The sequence below is a fragment of the Bifidobacterium crudilactis genome (assembly GCF_000738005.1).
Taxonomy (GTDB): Bacteria; Actinomycetota; Actinomycetes; order Actinomycetales; family Bifidobacteriaceae; genus Bombiscardovia; species Bombiscardovia crudilactis.
Genome location: NZ_JHAL01000002.1, coordinates 1,190,655 through 1,210,650, shown reverse-complemented (window position 1 = coordinate 1,210,650; position 19,996 = coordinate 1,190,655). Strand labels below are relative to the sequence as shown.

At 56.8% G+C, this 19,996-nt stretch carries 12 protein-coding genes; 11 read left to right on the top strand and 1 reads right to left on the bottom strand.

Features of this window, described 5'->3' with window-relative positions; genetic code table 11:
• Window positions 1-75 precede the first annotated feature (75 nt).
• A complete protein-coding gene (gene esaA / locus DB51_RS07210) occupies window positions 76-3,096 on the bottom strand; it encodes a type VII secretion protein EsaA (RefSeq protein ID WP_034252886.1) in 3,021 nt (1,006 codons plus the stop codon).
• Between the two features lie 164 nt (window positions 3,097-3,260).
• On the opposite strand from esaA, the gene DB51_RS07205 reads away from it, so the two are divergent.
• From DB51_RS07205 to DB51_RS07155, 11 genes are all read left to right on the top strand, one after another.
• Window positions 3,261-3,839 (top strand): hypothetical protein, encoded by a 579-nt coding sequence (locus DB51_RS07205; protein ID WP_156958273.1) that lies wholly within the window; start codon window positions 3,261-3,263, stop codon window positions 3,837-3,839.
• Window positions 3,832-4,101, top strand: coding sequence for an EsaB/YukD family protein (locus DB51_RS07200; RefSeq protein ID WP_051867362.1), 270 nt, complete (start codon window positions 3,832-3,834; stop codon window positions 4,099-4,101). The genes DB51_RS07205 and DB51_RS07200 overlap by 8 nt, the downstream gene beginning before the upstream one ends.
• On the top strand, window positions 4,098-5,249 hold the full coding sequence (gene essB, locus DB51_RS07195) for a type VII secretion protein EssB (RefSeq protein ID WP_034252882.1): 1,152 nt from the start codon (window positions 4,098-4,100) through the stop codon (window positions 5,247-5,249). Before DB51_RS07200 ends, essB begins: the two co-directional genes overlap by 4 nt.
• A 35-nt stretch (window positions 5,250-5,284) precedes the next feature.
• On the top strand, window positions 5,285-9,799 hold the full coding sequence (gene essC / locus DB51_RS07190) for a type VII secretion protein EssC (RefSeq protein WP_051867361.1): 4,515 nt from the start codon (window positions 5,285-5,287) through the stop codon (window positions 9,797-9,799).
• Window positions 9,800-9,896: 97 nt separating this feature from the next.
• Window positions 9,897-10,181, top strand: coding sequence for a hypothetical protein (locus tag DB51_RS07185; RefSeq protein WP_034252879.1), 285 nt, complete (start codon window positions 9,897-9,899; stop codon window positions 10,179-10,181).
• Between the two features lie 94 nt (window positions 10,182-10,275).
• Window positions 10,276-15,534 carry a DUF6531 domain-containing protein gene (locus DB51_RS07180; RefSeq protein ID WP_156958272.1) on the top strand — a complete coding sequence of 1,753 codons (5,259 nt, stop codon included), beginning with the start codon at window positions 10,276-10,278 and terminating at the stop codon, window positions 15,532-15,534.
• 17 nt (window positions 15,535-15,551) lie between these two features.
• Window positions 15,552-16,421, top strand: coding sequence for a hypothetical protein (locus DB51_RS07175; RefSeq protein ID WP_156958271.1), 870 nt, complete (start codon window positions 15,552-15,554; stop codon window positions 16,419-16,421).
• Between the two features lie 294 nt (window positions 16,422-16,715).
• Window positions 16,716-17,495 (top strand): hypothetical protein, encoded by a 780-nt coding sequence (locus DB51_RS09830; RefSeq protein WP_051867360.1) that lies wholly within the window; start codon window positions 16,716-16,718, stop codon window positions 17,493-17,495.
• 9 nt (window positions 17,496-17,504) lie between these two features.
• A complete protein-coding gene (locus DB51_RS07165) occupies window positions 17,505-18,263 on the top strand; it encodes a hypothetical protein (protein ID WP_156958270.1) in 759 nt (252 codons plus the stop codon).
• Between the two features lie 281 nt (window positions 18,264-18,544).
• Complete coding sequence (locus DB51_RS07160) at window positions 18,545-19,288, top strand: hypothetical protein (RefSeq protein WP_156958269.1); 744 nt, start codon at window positions 18,545-18,547, stop codon at window positions 19,286-19,288.
• 234 nt (window positions 19,289-19,522) lie between these two features.
• Window positions 19,523-19,882, top strand: a complete 360-nt coding sequence (locus DB51_RS07155) for a YbjQ family protein (RefSeq protein ID WP_202961997.1) — start codon at window positions 19,523-19,525, stop codon at window positions 19,880-19,882.
• The last annotated feature ends 114 nt before the right edge of the window (window positions 19,883-19,996 follow it).

The following is a 19,996-nucleotide window of genomic DNA, read 5'->3' as shown; positions in this document are numbered from 1 at the left end:
CCTCTCAGGCAGTGGGCCTGACGGTGTCGCGTCCTGCGGTGCTAGGTCCACTCCGGTTTGCTTGCGCAGCATCGCCTAATGCCGACGGTCCTGTTTGTTCCTTTTGAGCGCGTTGATGCTCCAGAGTCCAAGTGCTCCGATCAACATGCCGATGACCAGGATGAGCGGCCAACGCCAGTCGATCGAAAGCCAGGAGTCATGCTGCCCGCTGCTTTGGTTATTGATGGCGAGCGGGTTGGTGAGGAAGTCGTATATGGCGTTTTTGTCGGTTGCAGGATTCCTCGTATTCGCGAGTATCCGTGAGAAGTTGTTGGAATAGTCCGTTGTCTGGTTGAGGGACTTGGTTGCCTGATCGAGGGTTTTGTTCGTCGTGGTTTGAATCGTGCTGGTCGCGGTGGTGGTGTCGTTGATGGTTTTCACAAGACTGTCGAAATCAGCTGAGTTGTCGGTGATGAGCTGTGCATTCGCAGCGGTTTGAGAAGCGCTTTGCGACGAGCTGTCGATGAGTTGGCTGATGGTGTTGTACAGGTCGCTGGTATTGGTGTCGTCGTAGTAGATTTCGGCTTTTCCGGGCTGCTGATTGTTCCATATCTGTGAGCTGGCTACGTTCTGCGCGGATTGCTGCTGCTTCCATGCTGAGTCGCTGTCGGAAATGTATTGAAGCGCTTTCTGGTACCAGTCGTCGAGTTTGCTCTGTGTGCCGTCGGTGTCGCTAATCGTCGTGTTGAGCGTGGTGACGGCATTGCGCAGTGTGTCTTGAGCCTGCGTTGCCTGATTCAGTGTGGTGAAGATGCTGGAGAGGGTGGACGCACCGAGCTGTTGGTAGCTGTCCACGTCCTGCTGACCGAGCTGCGCACTCAGGCTGAATCCGTCGACGGTGTTGTAGAGGTTGTATATCGACTTGCATGAGTGGTCGTTGAACTGATTGACGGTACCACCGGTGGTGCATGCCTGACTTGGAGTGTTGGTGAAGTCCGTCGCGGTGTCGCCGGGTGCCGCATAGAGCACCCGTGTCAGGCTGGTCGCGGTGTCGAGATTGCTGAGCAGTTGCGTGACAGGAGCGAAGTTGCTGCTATCCCAGACATTCGTTTCCTTTGCCGCTGTGGTGGGCTCGATGATCACATAGCTTTGCATCGGTTGCTGTTGTGTGGTTGGCGTGCGGTTGTTCTGGGTGAAGGTCAGGACGCTCTGCGGTGCATCTGCTGGAACGGTGATGGTGTAATTGAGGCTGAGCTTCAGCGTATCGCTGCCATTTGCCGATATCTGATTGGGGGTGTTGCCTGTGTTGCTTTCACCTGTATTGACGATGGTGAGTGCCGTCTGGGTTGATGCTTGAGCGTTCGCCGGTGTGAATTGAAGATTGTCGCAGGTCATGGAGCATCCCAGGTCCGCCGCTGATTGTGGACCGATCACCTGGATCACGGTTGATGACGGGTTGTCGACCGTGATGGTGGTGGTGCTGTTCGCCGGCACGGTGACATCCACATGTTTCGAGATCTGCCGTGCTTCGCCGGTGTTGTTCGTGGTCGCGGGGATGAGTTTCGGCAGGTCGGTTGCAGGTGAATCCGCGCAGATTCGCTGCGAGCTACGGTAACGCAGAAGTAGTGAGAGCTCGTCGTTGTATCGATCGATTTTGTCCTGACTGAGACTTGAACCGTTGAGACCGGCGAAGAGCTCGTGCGCCTGCTGTCGTACGGTGACATCGTCCGATGAACCGAGTGTCGAGCACACGGATTGCTCAAGATTGTTCACATAGGTGGTGTTGACGGTGTTGTCATGAGTGTTGAGCGAGTGGGTCAGTTTTGCGGCTAATGCGCTTCGCGCCTTCTGGTTGGTCTGCGATGGCGTTGTGGAATCTGATTGTCGTGTGTTGGCAAGGTCGTCGAGTTCGCTCTGGCTGTTGATGAGGGGGAGTTGATCGGCTGGGGTCTCTGGATAGAAGTATTCGTGGAGAATCTGCTGCTCCAATGCCCGCAGATTTGGAATCATGCCGGAATCAGTGGTATTCGCGCATCCATCCGAGGATTCCAGGGTGCATGATTGCTGCTGTAGCCTCTCGGTGGTGGTGTGGATTGCCGTGTTGTAGGCATTGGTGATCGACGTCAGTGAGTTCGGGTCGTTGTCGTTGCTGAAACCCGACCACTGTTGGTTCCCCGCAAGCAGATTCTGCGTGGATGCATTGAAGGCGTTCTCGTAGAACTCCCCATCTGCTGAGTGCTGTTGGGAGAGGGCTGTGTTTGCGTTGGAAAGATTCGTAGAGTTCAGTAATGCCTGTGATGCGTTCCATGTGTCGAAGAAAGAGGTCACCTGGGGGAGCTCGGCTGACATTGTGCTGGCGGAGCTTTGAAGCGTCTGCGTGGTCGCCTGTGTGAAGCCGTTCTGCTGATTGATCCAGGACCTGTTCATGTCCCGCAATCCGGTGGTTTGGATGGAGGCGCCTTGATATGCCTTGACGGTGGTGGATAGCGGCGTGCTGATGTCATTCTTCATGGTGTCGGTCAAAGCATGCTGGTCGTTCACCACGGTGGTCATATTGGTCTGTGCGTCGGCCACGCTCCCGGCGACGCTTGCATAGTACATACGCACCACACGAGTGTTGAAGTCGCGCAAGGTGTTGTTGAGTTTGGACTGTACGGTGTTGCGAGACGAGACCGACTGATCGGCTGAGACCTTGTAGTCGACACGTGATTTGGTGGGATTGAGATCCTGCAGCGTGAGAATATCGTGTGAGAACGATTGGGGCAGATATACGACGCCTTGTATGCTGCCGTCGGCGAATGCCTTATCCGCAACGTTGCGGGAGACCATCTGCCACTGGTAGGTGCTGTCATCCTGCACGACGTGCGCGAACTGCTCACCGAAGTCATATGTGGCGTTATTGAATTTTCCCCCGGTGTCTTCATTGACCAAGGCGATGGTCGGGTGGTTGTATGTTTGCCCGTTCCCATTGCTGCCCGTCAGCGTCATCGCAGCAAGCAGCCCGATGGCGAGAACCAGGAGAACGGTTCCTGCGAGAGGTAGACGAATGTGCGGTTTCTTGGAGGGGCCGTTGCCGAGGCCTGAAATACGATTACTGGTGTTGTTGCCAAATTTCATGTGATTCCCCCGCCTGGCTTAAACCCTTCTGTCACTAACCTATCGCTTGAATGCGACGCATTGCATCATTCGGGGCGCTCGTGCGCCTGCTGACGGTGTTGAAAAGTAAGTGCAGATTGCGTTTGGAGAGATTCGGTTGAGCGCGGTATTGTTGGGCGTGTTGCATGGGGTGGGGGAGGCTTCTTATCAGCAAGGTCAACTGTCTGTTGTGTGGCAAGCGTTGCTTGGCCGCCGCCTTTTCCGCCCTGGCATTCGTCGTGGTGTCGAGTGTGATCGGGCCGGTCGCGTTCGCAACGACTTCCGGCACGGAAAATCAACCGACTCCTGATGGTGCCGGTGACGGTGGTCTGTCGCTGAACACCAACGCATTGCAGAATGCGCAACTCAACGTCGGAGGAGACAGAAGCTTCCCGATTACAGTCCTCCTCTTCTCGCCCGAGTTGAATGACCTCGCCGCACGTCAACGGCACGAAGGGCTTCAAGCGCAAACATTCAGGCACACCATTCAATTCTCGACCACGGCGAGCCGTCCGACGGATGAGTCTGCTCTCGATCAGGTTCGCCAAAGTCTGTTTCGCGATTATGAGCAGTCGGATGCTGCTGCATCGCACTCCATATCTGTGCGGCAGGATTCAGGTTCCGGAGTCTGGGTATTTGCCCTGTCGGGTCTCGGGTTGGCTGCGGGAGCACTGATGGTGGGCGGATATCTGGGTCGGCGACGAGCGAGGAGACGCTATGAGTGATACAAGCCACATCGACATATCCGTTGAGGTGCAAGATGAACAATTCGACATGCGGGTTCCTCGAGAAGTTACTTTCGGGCGTCTCGGAACGCTTATTGTGCAGAGCCTGCGTGAAGAGGGCGTGGTGGTGCCTTCGCCGTGGGAACTCAAGATAGAGCAGAAGGATTTTTCCTTGGAATCCAGTGATTGGGTCAGTGATTTTGCGGTTGCCGATGGCGATATGTTCGTTGTCGAGCCAAATATGCAGGAGAGGAAGCAATGAAAATCTCGAATGGTGCCGACACCGTCGATCTCGAACGTGATGCGGACACGATCGTCGTACGCTTGACGAGCGCGCAATTCGATGTGCACTCCCTTGATACCATCACGCAATACATGAACATGGAACTCGGCGACGACCACGAGTTCGCCGCGCGAGTCACCTGCGCCGTCCCACCGGAGTCCATCAGCCTGACGCAGGCGGCGCATCAGGCATCGACCCCGGTGCAGCGACTTCAACTGGCCCAGCAGGTGCTTTCCTGCGCGGCCAACGCGGAGCATAAATTCGTCTTGGCTTTTCTCCATCCACAGAACATATACATCGTTGGTGGCAGCGCGATCCTCGCCTATCACGGCCTGTTGCATCTGGTGACACCTCAGACATGCACCGATGACCAATATTTGAGCCAGGTGAAAGCCTTGGTCCTGAGTGTGTTTCATCCCGACACCGTATTCAGCGAGCTGACCGTTGCGGCAGGGGCGGTGCAGGATGATTTGTCCTCGAAGGTACTGGAGTGTACATCGCTTGCAGAGTTGCGCGATTTCATAGATGCACGCCTCGTAGAAGCAATACGCGATCAGCGGTCCTCGAAGAGTTTGGTGAATAAGAAAGCGATGATTGCCACGGTGGCGGTGTCCGTGGTTGCCGTGCTTCTTTCATTGGTTTTCGGATGGTGTACGTTCCGGGCATACAGCACCACCATCCCACTTCAGGAGGCGGTAATCAGCGCACACGAGGATTTTCTGAACCAGAGTTACGATCAAACCCAGCATGACCTTCAAGGGTATGCACCTTCGCAACTTCCCAAATCGGCACGGTACATACTAGCGGCGAGTGCGATCAATCTCGCCGATCTCACCATGACGCAGAAGCAGACGCTGCTCCACACACTATCTCCGAAAACCGACGACAATACCTTGAATTACTGGGTGTATACGGGTCGTGGCGACTTTGCCCATGCGCTGAATCTGGCGCAGAATCTTGGTGATGACCAGCTCACGCTTCTCGCCTATATCAACCAGTATCAGGTGGCCAAGCTTGACGGCAGCATGGATGGCGCCACCAAACAGAAAACCTTGAGCGATCTGGAGAAGAAGATCAACGATCTCACCGCCAAGGTGAGTGGGTCCAAGGATTCATCGGCTCAGTGACAGCTTGCCGTGGAGCGGTGAGAAAGGTAGTTGCTATGGCATCGGCTAAGCGTATCGATAACAGGGTGCAGTCGGGAAAGCTCCTGTTCGCCGTGTTCCTTCTTGAGAGCACGCTTCGCAGAATCGCGTTGACGCGTGATCACCCTTCGGCAGATGTCGCCGGATTGAGATGCTCGGCAACCGCAGATGGATTGGAGATAGACGGAACCCAGGTGTCCTCAGGAGTGGTGGATGTGGAGGGCCACGCTCTCCTGATCGCCGATATGGCGCGAGTAAGCACGCAGTACGTGGTCTTCAACCCCGATGATGACGTGCTCTTCGGCAATGAAGCGGAGGCGGACGTTCGTACCGGGGACGATTCGAAGGTCATCGTGCATGGTAGTGCTCTCGTTGTGTATGCGGGTAGCCGTTTCACCTATCTCAATGACGACAGCATCGAGGATCATGTGGTGTTGACCGATTGCCCCGTGGGGACCAGGGTGTTGACTCCCGACTTTCTGCTGGAACGAAGGGAGGACCAGTGGAGACTGTCTTCCTTCGATGGTGCACTCAACATCAATGCACAGACGGTGTTGGAACAGCACGAGCATAATGTGGTGCCGTCCGACTTTCCTGATTATCTGCGCTCTCCGCGGGTGAATCTCGAAGTGCCAACAGATAAGATCACGGTGAATTCGATGCCCCGTGCGACGTCCTTTGACAGGAACGGGCTGCTGAAAAGCATTCTTCCGCCGTTGGCCATGGTCGCGGCAAGTGTCGCGATGAGCGTGTTCTCCGGTCGTGACCCGCTCATGATGATGGGCATGGGTTTTGTGAGTCTCGTGACCGCGGTATTCACCTGTACCCAATATTTTGCCGACAAGAAGGAAACGCGTGCCCACAACGCGGATATGAGCCGCAACTACGATCAGTATCTGCTGAGCACCGTCGCGGGATTGCAACGACTGCATGACCGGGAACGGTTTGTGCTCGATTACAGGTATCCGTCGCCCGCGCACATCCAGACCATGATTCGCCAGTATGATATACGGACCTATGAGAGGATGCTGAACAGCAAGGACTTTCTCAGGGTCTCCTTCGGGCAGGGTGACGTGCCAAGCGGGCTGAACGTGCAGACGAATACGAATTCCGGTCTCGAATTGGACTCGCATGCCGATAATCGTGCGCGAAACATCGCTGCTCGCTTCGCCGTCCAGCATGACGCTCCGATCGCCGTCGATCTGGCTGACACCACGCTCGGTCTGGTGGGAAGCGATCAAGTCACGACAACGGCTGTAGCCAACCTGTTGCTGCAGATAGCCTTTTTCCATTCTTATCATGACGTGAATTTCGTGACGTTGGTGTCGCAGGAGGATTATCGGCAGGTATGGTCGGCTTGGCGTTTTCTACCTCACCTGAAAATGCAGCGTATCAACACCCGCGGTGTGGTGCACAACGCCCGCACGCGGGATATGGTGCTGAACTCCTTCCTGCAGACGGTCAAACAGCGTCGAATCTCTTTGAGGGAGGCAGGAAAAGAGCCCGTGTCCTTCTCTCCGCATTTTGTGCTGAGCATCATGGACGACTCCTATCTGGCCGGGCACGGGCTTAATGAGTTTTTGGCGGAGGACATGAGTTCGCTCGGAGTCAGCGTCATCTGGTGCAAGGAGGACAAGGGTCTGCTTCCGGAAACTGTCGATACCTTGGTGGAATACACCAATCAGGGTGCCGGGCATGTCGTCAACGATCACGGACAATACGTGAATATCGCGTTCAGACCATATGAGCCGCTTGAGCAGGTCGAGTCGAGCGTGCGTAGATTATCGAATCTGCATCATCGTGAAGTGGAAAAGAACGCCATTCCGACCGTCGTCGATTTTATGGGGCTATACAAGGCTCGAACGGTCGAGGATCTTCATGTCCTGCAACGCTGGCAAGGTGCTAACACCGCACAATCCTTGGCTGTGCCTTTGGGTATGCGGGGCAAGGACGACATCGAGGAACTGAATCTCCACGAACGAGCGCACGGACCTCATGGATTGATAGCAGGGACGACGGGTTCGGGGAAGTCGGAGATACTGCAATCGTATATCCTCTCATTGGCTGTGAATTTCGCGCCTGAGGACGTCGGATTCCTCACCATAGATTTCAAGGGCGGCGGTATGGCCAACCTCTTCCGCGACCTCCCTCACCTCATGGGGGCCATCACCAACCTCGATGGTGCCGGCACGGTCCGAGCCCTGGCATCCATCGACGCCGAGCTGAAGAAGCGACAGCGGCTGTTCACCCGGTATCATGTCAACTCCATCAACGGATACACCACCCTGTACAAGCTGGGGCAAACGGTCAAGGCGGATCCCGAGCACGTGCATGATGAAGAGTCGCGGTATCCGGTTGAGCCTCTGCCGCATGTGTTCCTGATCTGCGATGAGTTCGCGGAACTCAAGAGCAATCAGCCCGAGTTCATCGACGCGCTGGTATCGACCGCCCGCATCGGCCGTTCATTGGGCGTGCATCTCATATTGGCAACGCAGAAACCGTCGGGTGTGGTGACCGACCAGATTTGGTCGAACTCGCGGTTCAAAATCGCCTTGAAAGTGGCCGACACTTCGGATTCCAACGAAATCATCAAGACGCCGGATGCGGCATCGATCAGTGAACCTGGTCGTGCGTACCTGCAGGTCGGCAACAATGAGATTTATGAACTCTTCCAATCGGCCTGGTCCGGGGCGACTTATGAGCCGAACAAGTCAGAGGCACGGCTCGCGGATGAACGCGTCTACCGCATCAATGAACTTGGCCAATATGAACTGATGAGCCAAGACCTTTCGCAGGACGGGCGAGATCAGCGTGTCTCCGATGAGCCGGAAGCCGCTCCGGAGCCCACTACGCAGTTGGATGCGGTGGTGACTTATCTGGCGCAGGTGGCGCAACGGCAACATGCGACGATTCCCGCAAGACCGTGGCTCCCTGCGTTGTCGCAGCATTACGTCCTGCCCGGCACCGGTGCCGACGTCGGCGAGCATGGCACTCTGCCGTCCTTAAGCACTCCGATAGGCATATTGGACATCCCCTGGAAGCAGCAGCAACATCCATTCATGTTCGACGTGGACCACCAGTCGCATACAGCGGTATTCGGAGCCTCCGGTTACGGCAAAACCATGCTGGTGACCACACTGCTGTTGGGATTGTCCCAAAGGTATACCCCCGACGAACTCCGCCTGATGCTGTTCGATTTCTCGCACAACGGCTTGTTGCCGCTGCAGGGGCTGCCTCATACCGCCGACCGTATAGGCCTCGATGAGGTTGAAAAGCTGCGCAAGGCGCTCCACCGCGTTCGCGAAACGATAGAGAACCGCAATGCCATATTCAAAAAGCAGGGCGCAGCATCCCTGGAACAGTACGAGCAGCGCACGGGGACGCGTATGCCCCGGCTCATCGTGGTCGTTGACGGTTACGATGCCTTGGGGCAGGACACTCTGCACGATGATATTGACGGATTGCTGACCTCGGTGCTTCGCGAGGGTGCGGCGGTAGGGATGTATCTCATCGTCACCGCGAACAGGGTGAACGCCATCCGTTCGAGCCTGTTGGCCAATATTCCCACACGTATCGCTTTGTATCTTAACGACGAATACGATGTTCAGGCTCTCTTCGGCCGAAGCAGACAGATGCAGGCCGACATTCCCGGTCGTGCCCAGATGCTTGTTGACGGAACGCCGACGCTTATGCAGTGCTATCTGCCGATTGACGCCGAAAACGATACCTTGATGCTCTCGCAGTTGGAACTCGAGGTAGAGCATATTGATCAGGAATGGTCCGGAGCGAGGCCGGAGGCGATTCCGATGGTGCCGGAACAGCTTGGTGTCGAACTGTTCAACCGGAGGGACGACGTGAGTGCAATGCGTGCGGCAGGAGGCATCCCACTCGGACTCGCGTATGGCGACGCCAAGGTTCGCGGTATCGAGATGCACGGAGATGCGCCACTGACGCTCATGGCCTATGCCGACGAGGATCAGCTCGCCTTGTGGCAGAGGATCGTTGAATCCGCGCTCGCCGCTTCGGGGGAGAAGGTCGAGGTTGTTGACCTTCAAGAGCAATTTGCACAGGACAAAGGCAGCGCTCGCGCCGATGTGCAAGGGTTCACCATGCATACTTCGGTCGATGATGTGCAGGACATTCTTATGCTGCTCTCCACGTACGAGATGCTCGCCGCGGAAAAGCGCACCGGTGATCCGATGACGCTTGTCATCGCAGATCTCGCCTCTTTTGTATCGGCCAGCGGACTGAATGCCGATGATGTGACCGGCAATATCCGGTTATGGCACAGAGCAGGGCTCCACCTTATGGTGTTTTCCCCGCATAGTTATATCGCGAAAAGCTACGACCCCATGGCCAAAGCGATCCGGGCGATCAAGTGGGAAGGAGTGGTTTCCGCACGCGTCTATGATTCGGCGTTGCTGCAGGCTTCAGGTGCTTACGCGGAGCCGGTGTTGGCGGGGAATGAGAGCTATGCCGCCTACAAGGGCGGCGTGGCGTTCACGAAGATCAGACTTCCCCAAGACGACTAAAACCATGTGTCATTAGGCTTCTGATGGATAGGTCTGTATACTGAATGGTGAGGTGCGCTTGTGCACCAAAGATCGTTGTGGGGGGAAAGGTCGCATTATGTCATCAAGAGTGTTGTCCACCGAAGAGGCCCAGCAGGCCATCGCCGCGTTGGAATCGTTGATTACCGGCGGATTCATGGATCAGATCAGCCAGATGAACACCCAGGGACAGACCTTGTCTGAGCCCAATGTGTGGGACGGGCCTTTGGCTGAGCAATTCCGTGGGGATACATGGCCCGCCGTGCACGCCTCATTGATCAAGGCGCAACAGGAGCTCGAAGATCTCCGTGGCCAGTTGCAGCAGATCAGCCAGAATATCTTCAGCGCTGGTGGCCAGAATTAGTACTCGTTGATGAGAACGATATGACGCTTCCAGTGTGCATGCGCATGGTGGAAGCGTTTTTTGTGCCGGGCTGATATCGGTAAGGGGCGTGGGTGTGGCCGAGAATGAGAAATGGTTCGATTATAGTGACGATGCTGATGGGCTGAAGCCTTCGCCAGCGGTCACCTTCAATATGGCCAATGCGAATGCGTTGAAGGATGCGGCGAACGCCGCGGCTGCGGCCCTCGACGGCCAAGCCTCAACGCGTGAAGGGTATCGTGCCACCGGAGCAAGCGAATTCCAAGGGTATTATGCCGATCTATTCTCGCAGAACGGTGGGATGCAACAGGCGGATTGGACTAATCTATCTGCAGCTCTTCGCGCTGTATCCACGGATGTGACCTCGCTGATCGATGCGGTCAACGCAGAGAACAAGCGCCGCGCCGATGGCAACGCGGAGATAGCGAAAATTCGCAAAGCCAACGAGGATGCGAACATCGTGGAGAAAGCCCTTGGCATCAAACAAGTGGCTTCGGTTCCGGCTACTCACGACAGCGGACCGGCCAAGGCCGTTCCTGTCGAAGAGTCCAGCCCGCGTCAAGCATTGGATGGGCAAGGGGGTTCCGGCGGAACGTCGGCTGCAGTACCTGATAACCTGCGTGCATTCGCCTCGGGCAACCAAAGTGCCGACCAGGAGCTGTCTTCACCATTCAATGCTTTCGCACAGGCTTACGAGACCTTCAGCGCATTGAAGGGCGCATGGGGCACAGTGGACGCGAACGGAGTTGTCATGGCATGCTCCACCTATACTCAGCACAACGGTGACGAGGCGAGGTGGGCCGATACCGTAGCCACGCTCTTCGAGCAGGCCGGGGCTTCGGGTTCCCTGGTATCCATGTCCAATGCGGCGATCGATGCGGCGCTGAGTCGAGCAGGTGTCAGCAACGTTCGAAGCGTTATCGATATCGAGAATCCCAGTATCATCGGCGCGAAGCCGAGCAGTGGTTTCGCTGACGACCCGGTCAACACGGCAACAGGAAATTTCATCGAGCCCTGCGTCGATCTCACATTGCAGGGAGGCGGCGCGGGGTTGAGTTTCACGCGTTGCTACAACTCTTTGGCACGCAACAGCGCCGCGTTCGGACGCGGATGGCATAGCTGGACGGAGTCCTGCCTGGTGTTGGGGGAGCGTCGTGCGACCTGGGTGCATGAGGACGGCAGACATACCGTATTCACCCGTGATCTCGATGGCGCCTGGCAGCGTTCCGCTCATGAGTCGTATTGGCTGGTAGAGGACGCGGATACCGGGAATCTGCATGTGACGAATCACCGGATGGGAGTCTGGCGTTTCGACGCGCGAGGTCGCCTTCTGGAGATGTCACAAGGCAAGGGCACTCGCATAGCTTTCCATTATGATGCTTCCGGGCGTCTTGCCGACATGGAACATGAACGTGGACGACGTATAACCCTGACCTGGGACGATGGCCTCAAACGTGTGACAGGCTTGGAATCCGACGACGGACGACGGGTTGCATACCGATACGATGATGACGGGATGCTGCTCCGCGTCGAAGGCGCGGTGCCCGCGCACACATACGAATATGACCAGGAGGGATTGCTGACAACGGTCAAGGATGCCGATGGCGTCCCTGAAGTGGTGAATACCTATAACGACAACGGTCAGGTGCTGACTCAGCATTCCGCATTCGGACGCACCTCGCATTACGCGTATCTGCCTGGAGGCGTCACTCAGGTTGCGGATGGCGACGGTTCACGCGCCAACATCTGGGTCTCCGACGAACAAGGCCGCCTGACTGCCGTCACCGATAGCGACGGCAATACCCAACGCACCAGTTATGACCGTTGGGGCAACCCCATTCGCATAGTCGACCGTCTGGGACATTCCACCATACGTGCCTACGACCATTACGGCAGGATTTCGCGGGAGATGCAAGCGAACGGCGCGGACACGAGCTACGAGTATGACGTGCAGGGCCGTGTGATTCGAGTCAAGGCAGGGGAGGCCTGCACCACATACGAATACGCCGGCGAAGATGACGCCAACCCCAGCGTGCTGACAGACCCGGTGGGCGGGCGCACCTGCCTGACCTGGGATGGCGGTCTCCTGACAAGTCTGACCGACCCCGTTGGCGTGACGCTTGAGCTGAGATATGACGATCGGGGTGACGTAGTTGCAGTGAGGAACGCGGACGGCGACGTGCTGTCCTTCACGCGCGACGATGCTGGGCGGCTGTCATCGATGAGCACGCCAAGCGGCGCTCGCACCGCATACTCATACAACGAGCTCGGTCTGCTCAGCAGTGTCACGGCACCAGACGGTGGAACCTGGCGGTATGAATACACTCAGGCGGGCCGCCAGCGTGTGTGCACGAATCCCCTGGGCGAGGTCACCAGCTTGCAGTACGGAGAGCACGGGCAGCCAATCGCCCGCACCGACCCACTCGGTCGCGTCAGCACTCGAAAGCTTGATGATCTGGGAAATCTCGCGAGCATAACGACTCCAGGCGGTGATACCTGGCAATACGGTTTCGACGCACTCTCAAGACTTCGCACCACCACGGACCCGCAAGGCGGCATATGGAAACGAGAGTACGACCAGGATGGCAATCCCGCCCTGGTGGTCGACCCGACCGGCGTGAGCCAGACAACTCGACGGAACGACACTGAACGCTCCATCAGCGTCGACGATGGGCTCATGACCACCACGCTGACCTACGACCGTTTCGGACGCGTCATTCGGCAACACAACCCCGATGGGTCCCGCGAACAATTGGTATACGACCTGGCCGGCAGGGTCGTCGAGATATTGGACGAGAACGCCGGATTGACGCTCATTCATCGTGACCTGGCCGGCAATGTCGTCGAGCGGCTCAGCCCTACCGGACTACGTACAAGCTATGCATACGACGCTTGCGGACGTCTGAGCGGCATCACGGGCCCCGACGGCAGAACCGAACATCGCTATTACGACGCCGACTCGCGTCTGATTCGTCACATACTCTCCGATGGTTCAGTGGCAGAATGCGCTTATGACGCATGCGGTCGCATCACATCCCTGACACGTCCTGGAATGCCTGCATGCTCATACGGTTACGATAAGGCCGGCCAACTCGTGCATGCCGAAGACGAGTGGGGTGCACGAACATTCACTTACAACAAGGCCGGGCAGCTGACCACCATCACGAACGCATTGGGTGGTGTCAACCGATATGCGTACGACGAGGACGGGCGTCTCACGAAGTCGACGAGCCCATTGGGCAACGAGAGCCGATACGAGTGGAACGCGCTGAACAATCTCGTCACCAGCGTCGACCCGTTGGGAAGAGTGATCCGAGCGGACTACGACGGAGCGGGACGTCAGCGTTCACAGCACAATCCCGATGGACGCCTGTATGCATGGCAGTACGACCGGTCGGGGCGCGAACAGAGTTTGACCATCGACGGCGATCTTGCCGTGTCATCCTCACGTGATCTGTTGGGACGCACGCTGAGTCTTTGTGATGGCGAAGCGTCACATGAAGTGCTCACACGGTATGACGCGTTGGGGCACACCATCGGACGCACCACCGACGACAGTACGATGACGTGGAGTTACGACAGTGAGGGCAGACGTACCGCCATGACCACTGGTGACGGCGAGCATGTCACCTATACCTATAGTGAAGGCCGTCTGCAGAGCATCGATCACAGCGGCTTCGGACATGTGGTTGTGGAATACGACGGACAAGGCCGCGTTGCTCGTCTGTTGTCAGGGGAACTGCTGCAATCCTGGGAGTATGACGGACAAAGTCAAGTCATCAGGCACACACTTACCGACGACACCGGCGTGCATGTCACCGATATCCAACGGGACCGGGATTCGCGTGTCGTGGCAGTCACCCGTGACGGGGCGTTGACCTCGTATGAGTATGACCGTGCCGGTCAGCTTGTACGGTTGCGCGATGAGCGAGGTGTGAGCACCTGGCAGTATGATGCCGCCGGCCGGCTTACCGCCAGCAGCGATCATGGCGATGACACCATATACACGTATGATGCCGCCGGTCAGCTGGTTCAGGAAGAGCATGGCGATGGGGCACTTGTCACCTACGCGTATGACCCCATGGGCCGACGAATCAGCCGAAGCGGCGCTTCGGGGTCCCGTGAGTATACGTATGATGCCCGTGGATATCTCAGCCGTATTCGTGTCGGGAGGGACGATGAGGGCGAGGATATCGGCCTGCATGTGGATGTCGCCGGGTTGCTGGATTCGGTCAATGGTCAACCCGTGCGATGGGACAGTGCCGGGGCACTGCCCGTGCTCACAGGAATCGCTTCCACCTCGGTGGCCAGTCTGGGGCTGGTCACCGGTATCGAAGGACGATGGGTCGCTCCAGGGTATCGTGCCGCCCGTGCGGACAGCGAGGACCCCTGGCAGCCCGGCGGCGCGGTTACGGTTCGGGGATTGCCTGACGGTGTGAGTCTGGATGCTGCCGGGACGGTCAGTGTGGACAAGCTCGCGTGGATGGGCGCCCGCGTCTACGATCCGGCGACAATGGGATTCCTCAGCCGCGACCCCCTGCCTGGCGATCCCGGCAGCGTGTGGGCTTCCAATCCCTACGAGTATGCGGCCAACAATCCGCTGATGTTCAGTGATCCACTCGGTCTCAAACCCCTCACCGACGAACAACTTCAAGAGCACAATAAGAGTTGGTGGAACAACATCGGAGGTGTTTTGAACGGTGGTTGGAATGGGGTATCTGCTGGTTTCTCCAAAACGGTGGACTTTCTTTACGGATACAACATTTCAACGGGTGAGGATCGTGGGGAGATAGTGGGGCCGAGTGGTTCTTACACTAAATTCTCTTCGAGGACCAAAAGCAGTGATTCTGGTGTATTCCAGTTTAATCTAGATAACAATTGGCCAGGGTTAACTATAGATTTAGGGATCGCGAAGTTGAGTGTAAATACAGCTGGCGGGAATTTATCTGTTGCTGCCAACATCGGTCCCTCCGATTGGAATGCAGGCTTGAAAGCCGGTATCGGGGCAGACGGATTAGACCTATCCGCAAATGCCGGAAATGCAGTAAATTCGAATTCAGTAGGATTCAAAACTTCAGCAGATTGGAATCACGGTTTATTGGCCGGTTATACGTCGGCGACAACAGTTCAACAACTAGACGGAGGTGTTTCACAGGTAACCACGGTGACGGGTGGGCAAAAATTCTTTAACGGTAATCAGGCATTGGCAACCGTGGCGATAGTGGGACTCGCTGCTGCTTTCGTAGCAGTGACACCGTTAGATTTAACTGGAATAGGTGAGGGTATACAGGTGACTCTTGCCGGTCTTATGGGTGGTTTGGCTGCAGGGATGTAGTCGAGTTAAGGATTGTGGTGGTTATGGTTCGTGTGGATTTTCGTGGTGTGCCAGTCGAGACGGCGTTGGCCCGTGTGCGGTTGAAGACTGCAGTGCTGCTGAGCCTGTGCTGGGTGTCTTTTGTCCTGTTCGTGGGATTTACGCTCCCATCCGCCGGTCTGATCCATCCCCCGGCGTGGATTCAGATATGCCAGCTGGTGGCGCTCATCGTGGCGGTCTCATCACTGATGGTGACTCGTGCGTGGAACAAGGAGGTCGGTACGGCTCTGGCGGACAGGCTGGAACGTGATTTTGATTTCGATTGGTATGAGCGGTACATGGATATGGCCGTGGCACAGGCGAAGGGTGCGCGGGCGCATCGAAGGCTTGTCGTGTCCACTGCTCTGGCGAAGGCGCGTGTGCAGTATATTCGTGGGGATTTTGACAGGGCGTTGACCTTGCTGTCCGACGTGAATCTGCAAGGACTCCCTCGCCGCCAGCGTGCCCTCTCCTCCATCTCTTGCTACGTGCAGGGGTATATGAGTGCCCTGCTTGCAGGCCGACAGCGCGATATGTTGGCCTATTACAACTTGTTGACGGGCTTCGCGGCTCCGAACCGTCGCTACCGTGAGATGAAGGAGCGCGCGCTGCTGGTGTTGTCACAACGGGCTGGCGTGATAGCTGGCAGCGGGGCGTTGGGTGCTGTGGAGGATGGTCGGGGTTCGGCCCATCTGACGCCGTTCGTGCGGTTGGAGAACGCGTATTTTTCAGGGTTGGCAGAGTATGCTCGGGGTAATGCGACGTATGCCGACGAACTCATGCGTCAGGTCATCGAGTTGGCGTCTGGTGGCGAGTCCGTCTATTTCGTGCGCAAGGCCCGGCAGCAACTCCGACACGACACCATGTAACCGGTGGCATACGAGCCAACGGTGCCGTCGACGAGCACACATCCTCGGTAGCGCGCGGCCTTTGGAACCCCATAGGCAGTTACGGGTCATGCTCTCGTTCTCGGTGCGTTATCGGTCCTGTGCTCTCACGTCCGTGTCGTGGCAGAACTGTACGTATGGGGCGGTTCCGGGCCGTGAACCTCACCGGCCGGAGTGGGGCCACTGATGCCTCTGTGTCAGATTATCTGGTTGTGTGTTTCGCCTGGCAGCGTGTGGGCTTCCAATCCTTACGAGTATGCGGCCAACAATCCGCTGATGTTCAGCGATCCGCTCGGTCTCAAACCCCTCACCGACGAACAACTGCAGAAGCACAATGACACAGACAACTGGATGGCGAATCATTGGGAATACTTTGTTGTTGTTGTTGCTGCTGTTGCGGGTGGTATAGCATTGATGTGCACTGGTGTTGGTGGGGTATTCGGGTATGCAATGATGGCTGGTTCAGGTGCATTGGTCTCTGGCGGTTTTTCCATCGGGATGCAAAAAGCAGAAAACGGCGACGTGAGCTGGTCCAAAGTCACTGTAGATGCTGCCATCGGTACCATCAGCGGCGGTGGTGAGTCTGCTCTGACGAAGGTGGTTGTCAAACAATTAGGAACGACAGCGGGTAAAGCTTATCTGACTCGGTTTGCAGCTTCAACGGTATATGGTGCCGTCAATAGCGGTGCCCAAGGAGCGTTCTATAATCATATCGATAGAAAACCCTGGCTGGACGACATCTGGCAAAATCTGGCTGCTGGCGCTGTTGGTGGTGGATTGAATGGGATCTCCGGCAGCGGGGTGCGTGGATTAACGGATGATCAGATTTCGAAAGACTTTTTATCTGGAACTATGTCACGTAGTGACGCGGTGATGAATAAGATCGCCGTCCGTGGCGCGACGACCATGACGGATATGGCAAACGGTGCCGCACAGCAAGGTGTAAAGGACCGTCTGACTGGTAAGGACACTGATGCGTCAATGCTCACGGCAAGTACAAAGAGTGGTATTGGCACGTGGAATGGGTTGGCAAACGGGTTGAAAGATTTGCGCTAGGAGAGATTGATGGGTGCTGAGGCTGTGGTGCGTGGTGATTCTCAGTTTTGGGGGAATGCTGTTGCTGGTGTGGTTCTTGGGTTGGTGGTTGTGGGGGCGGTGTGGCTGTTTGTGCATAGTCGGCGTCGTGGTGATTGGGTGAGGTTGCCGAGGTGGTGTTGTGGTGATGGGTTGGTGTTTGCGCCTGTCGAACGTGTGGTGGTGCCTGTGGGTGTGGGTGTGGTGGTGCGTTGTTGGCGTGATGCTGGTGTGTGTTGGGATGTGGTGGATCCTGGTGGTGATGAGGTCGCGGGGATTGTGGGGCGGTTGCGTGGTGGTGGTGTTCAGGGGGTCACGGTGTTCGCTCGTGGTGTGGTTCTGGATGTCGCGGTGCTGCAAGTCACGGAGAACGGCATCAGCATTCCTGGCTCAGGTGACTCGACTTGGGCTTTTTCTGGTGAGTATTTTTCGTCTGATGGTGTGGTGGTTGGTGTGCAGGTGCGTGAGGCCCGGTCTCGGTGGTGGTTGGGTCGTTCCGGGATGTGGTTTGCGTCGTCGGTGGCGTCGTCCAAATATGATGCGAGACGGACCATCAGGGTTCGTTCCTTGGGTTGGCAGCTTATTACGTTTCCTGTGGATTTGGCAGTTTCGGTGGATCAGGGTGTGCGTGCGGTTGAGGTTTTAGCATCTGGCGGTGATGTGTTCGGGGCCGTGCATTGGGTGAAACCGCGTTCTTCGCGTATTCCCGTTCCACCGACCCAGTTGTATGCGCCGGACCCGTTGCCATGACGCTGGTTGTCATAGCGTCGCCCAAGTCCGCGATTGCGTTGGGAAGATATGATGGGGCACTGTACAAAGGGTGAGGGGCAGACGACCGGGAAAGGATCTAAACCCACTGACTTTATTGGTACCGGAAGGTCAGGTGTTGGCTCTTGGATCGGTTTAGTTAAGAGTTTGAAAGATCAAGAGCTGATTGGAAGGGTGAAATGATGCTGCCTACTCCTGGTGGTTCATGTCGGACGGGTGCTCCTTGTGATAATCCTGTTTGGGTGCCGATAGGCGTATCAGTTTTGCTTATTGGTCTTGTGGTGTTGGTGTGGATTGAGGTGTGGCGTATTGATTTTCTGTTGGTGACGCATGGTTGGGAGACCGTCCGTGGTAGCGAGGCTGACAGGCGTCGTGGCCGGTTGCAGCGGTTCTTTGTGGTGCATAGTGTGCGTGGCGTGATGTCGGTGCCGGCAGGTTGGGATGGTGTCTTGCCTTTGGGTGCGGGTGTGGTGGTGCGGTTCTGGGATGAGCATGGGGTGTGTGGGCAGGTTGTCGATCCGGATGCCGGGACGGTTGATGGGGTGTTGTCGCGGCTCGGGGATGACGTGGCGGCGGTGACGGTGTTCACCCCGGGCACGATCGTGGACGTCGCTTCGATCCAGGTGACGGAGAGCAACATCAAGCTTACGGGGGCCTCAGTTGATTCCAGTGGGTCGAATTATACGCTTAATGTGTTCAGGCCTGATGGTCCGATAGGGGTGGTGCGGGTGCGTTCCCGTGGTTGTTCTCGTGGTTGGTGGCTGCCGGATACCGGTATCCGGTTCAAACGGGAGTTGACGATCAGAGTGCGGTGCATGGAGTGGGAGGGTACTGATTTTCCTGTGGGGTTGGCGGTGCCGTTGGCGATGTGTGTGCGTGTGGCTCGTGATGCTGTGAGTGGTGGGTGTGTGCCCGGTAAGGGTTCGGGGTGGGTGAAGGCTCGGGGGATGAACTGTCCTGTTCCTCCGGCGCAGTTCCGTTCGCCGGACCCCTTCCGCAAACATTGACAATTATAGATAACGGGAGAGAGTATCGGGAAGTCGTTACTGTGGTATTCTCTAGGGCACATGACCGTGCGTCGCTGTCGCCGTCCGTTGAGGTTGACAACGTGTGAGCAGTGCATTCTGCGAGAAGCAGGAATTCCATATTGTGAAAAAGACAGTGGAACATCGTCAGCCCACAGCTGTTCGCTGCACAGGTAGACGTTTTGGGAAGCGGGAGGAAAGACCAGCATGCATATAGTGACCACCCAGACGATCGCCGGAATGACGATCAGCGAGGTGAAAGGTGCGATCTTTACCGAGCAGGTCATTGCCGTGAACGCTGTCAAAGACACACTGAGCGGCATCAAAGGCATCTTTGGCGGCAGATCAGCTACTTACTCCGAGGAATACTCCAAGGGGCGGGAGCTGGCATTGGCAAAACTCGCAGAGGAAGCGCGGGGCCTGTCAGCGAACGCAATACTCGCGGCAAGAGTCAGCTATTCTCAGTTCATTAATTCCGACATCATGTTGTTGGTCATTACGGCAAGCGGCACAGCGGCGGTCGTGGAGGAAGCCCCTGCACTCTCCGCAGCGCCGGAAAACGTCCGAATTCAATAACCTCAATGTGCAGGCCTTGTCGGTGGATGGCTCGTGCCCTCGTCGCGGCGCGGGAAGTGGAGTTGCCGACCGAATCTTTCAGCAGGTGCTCCCTCATAGAGACCATGAATCTGC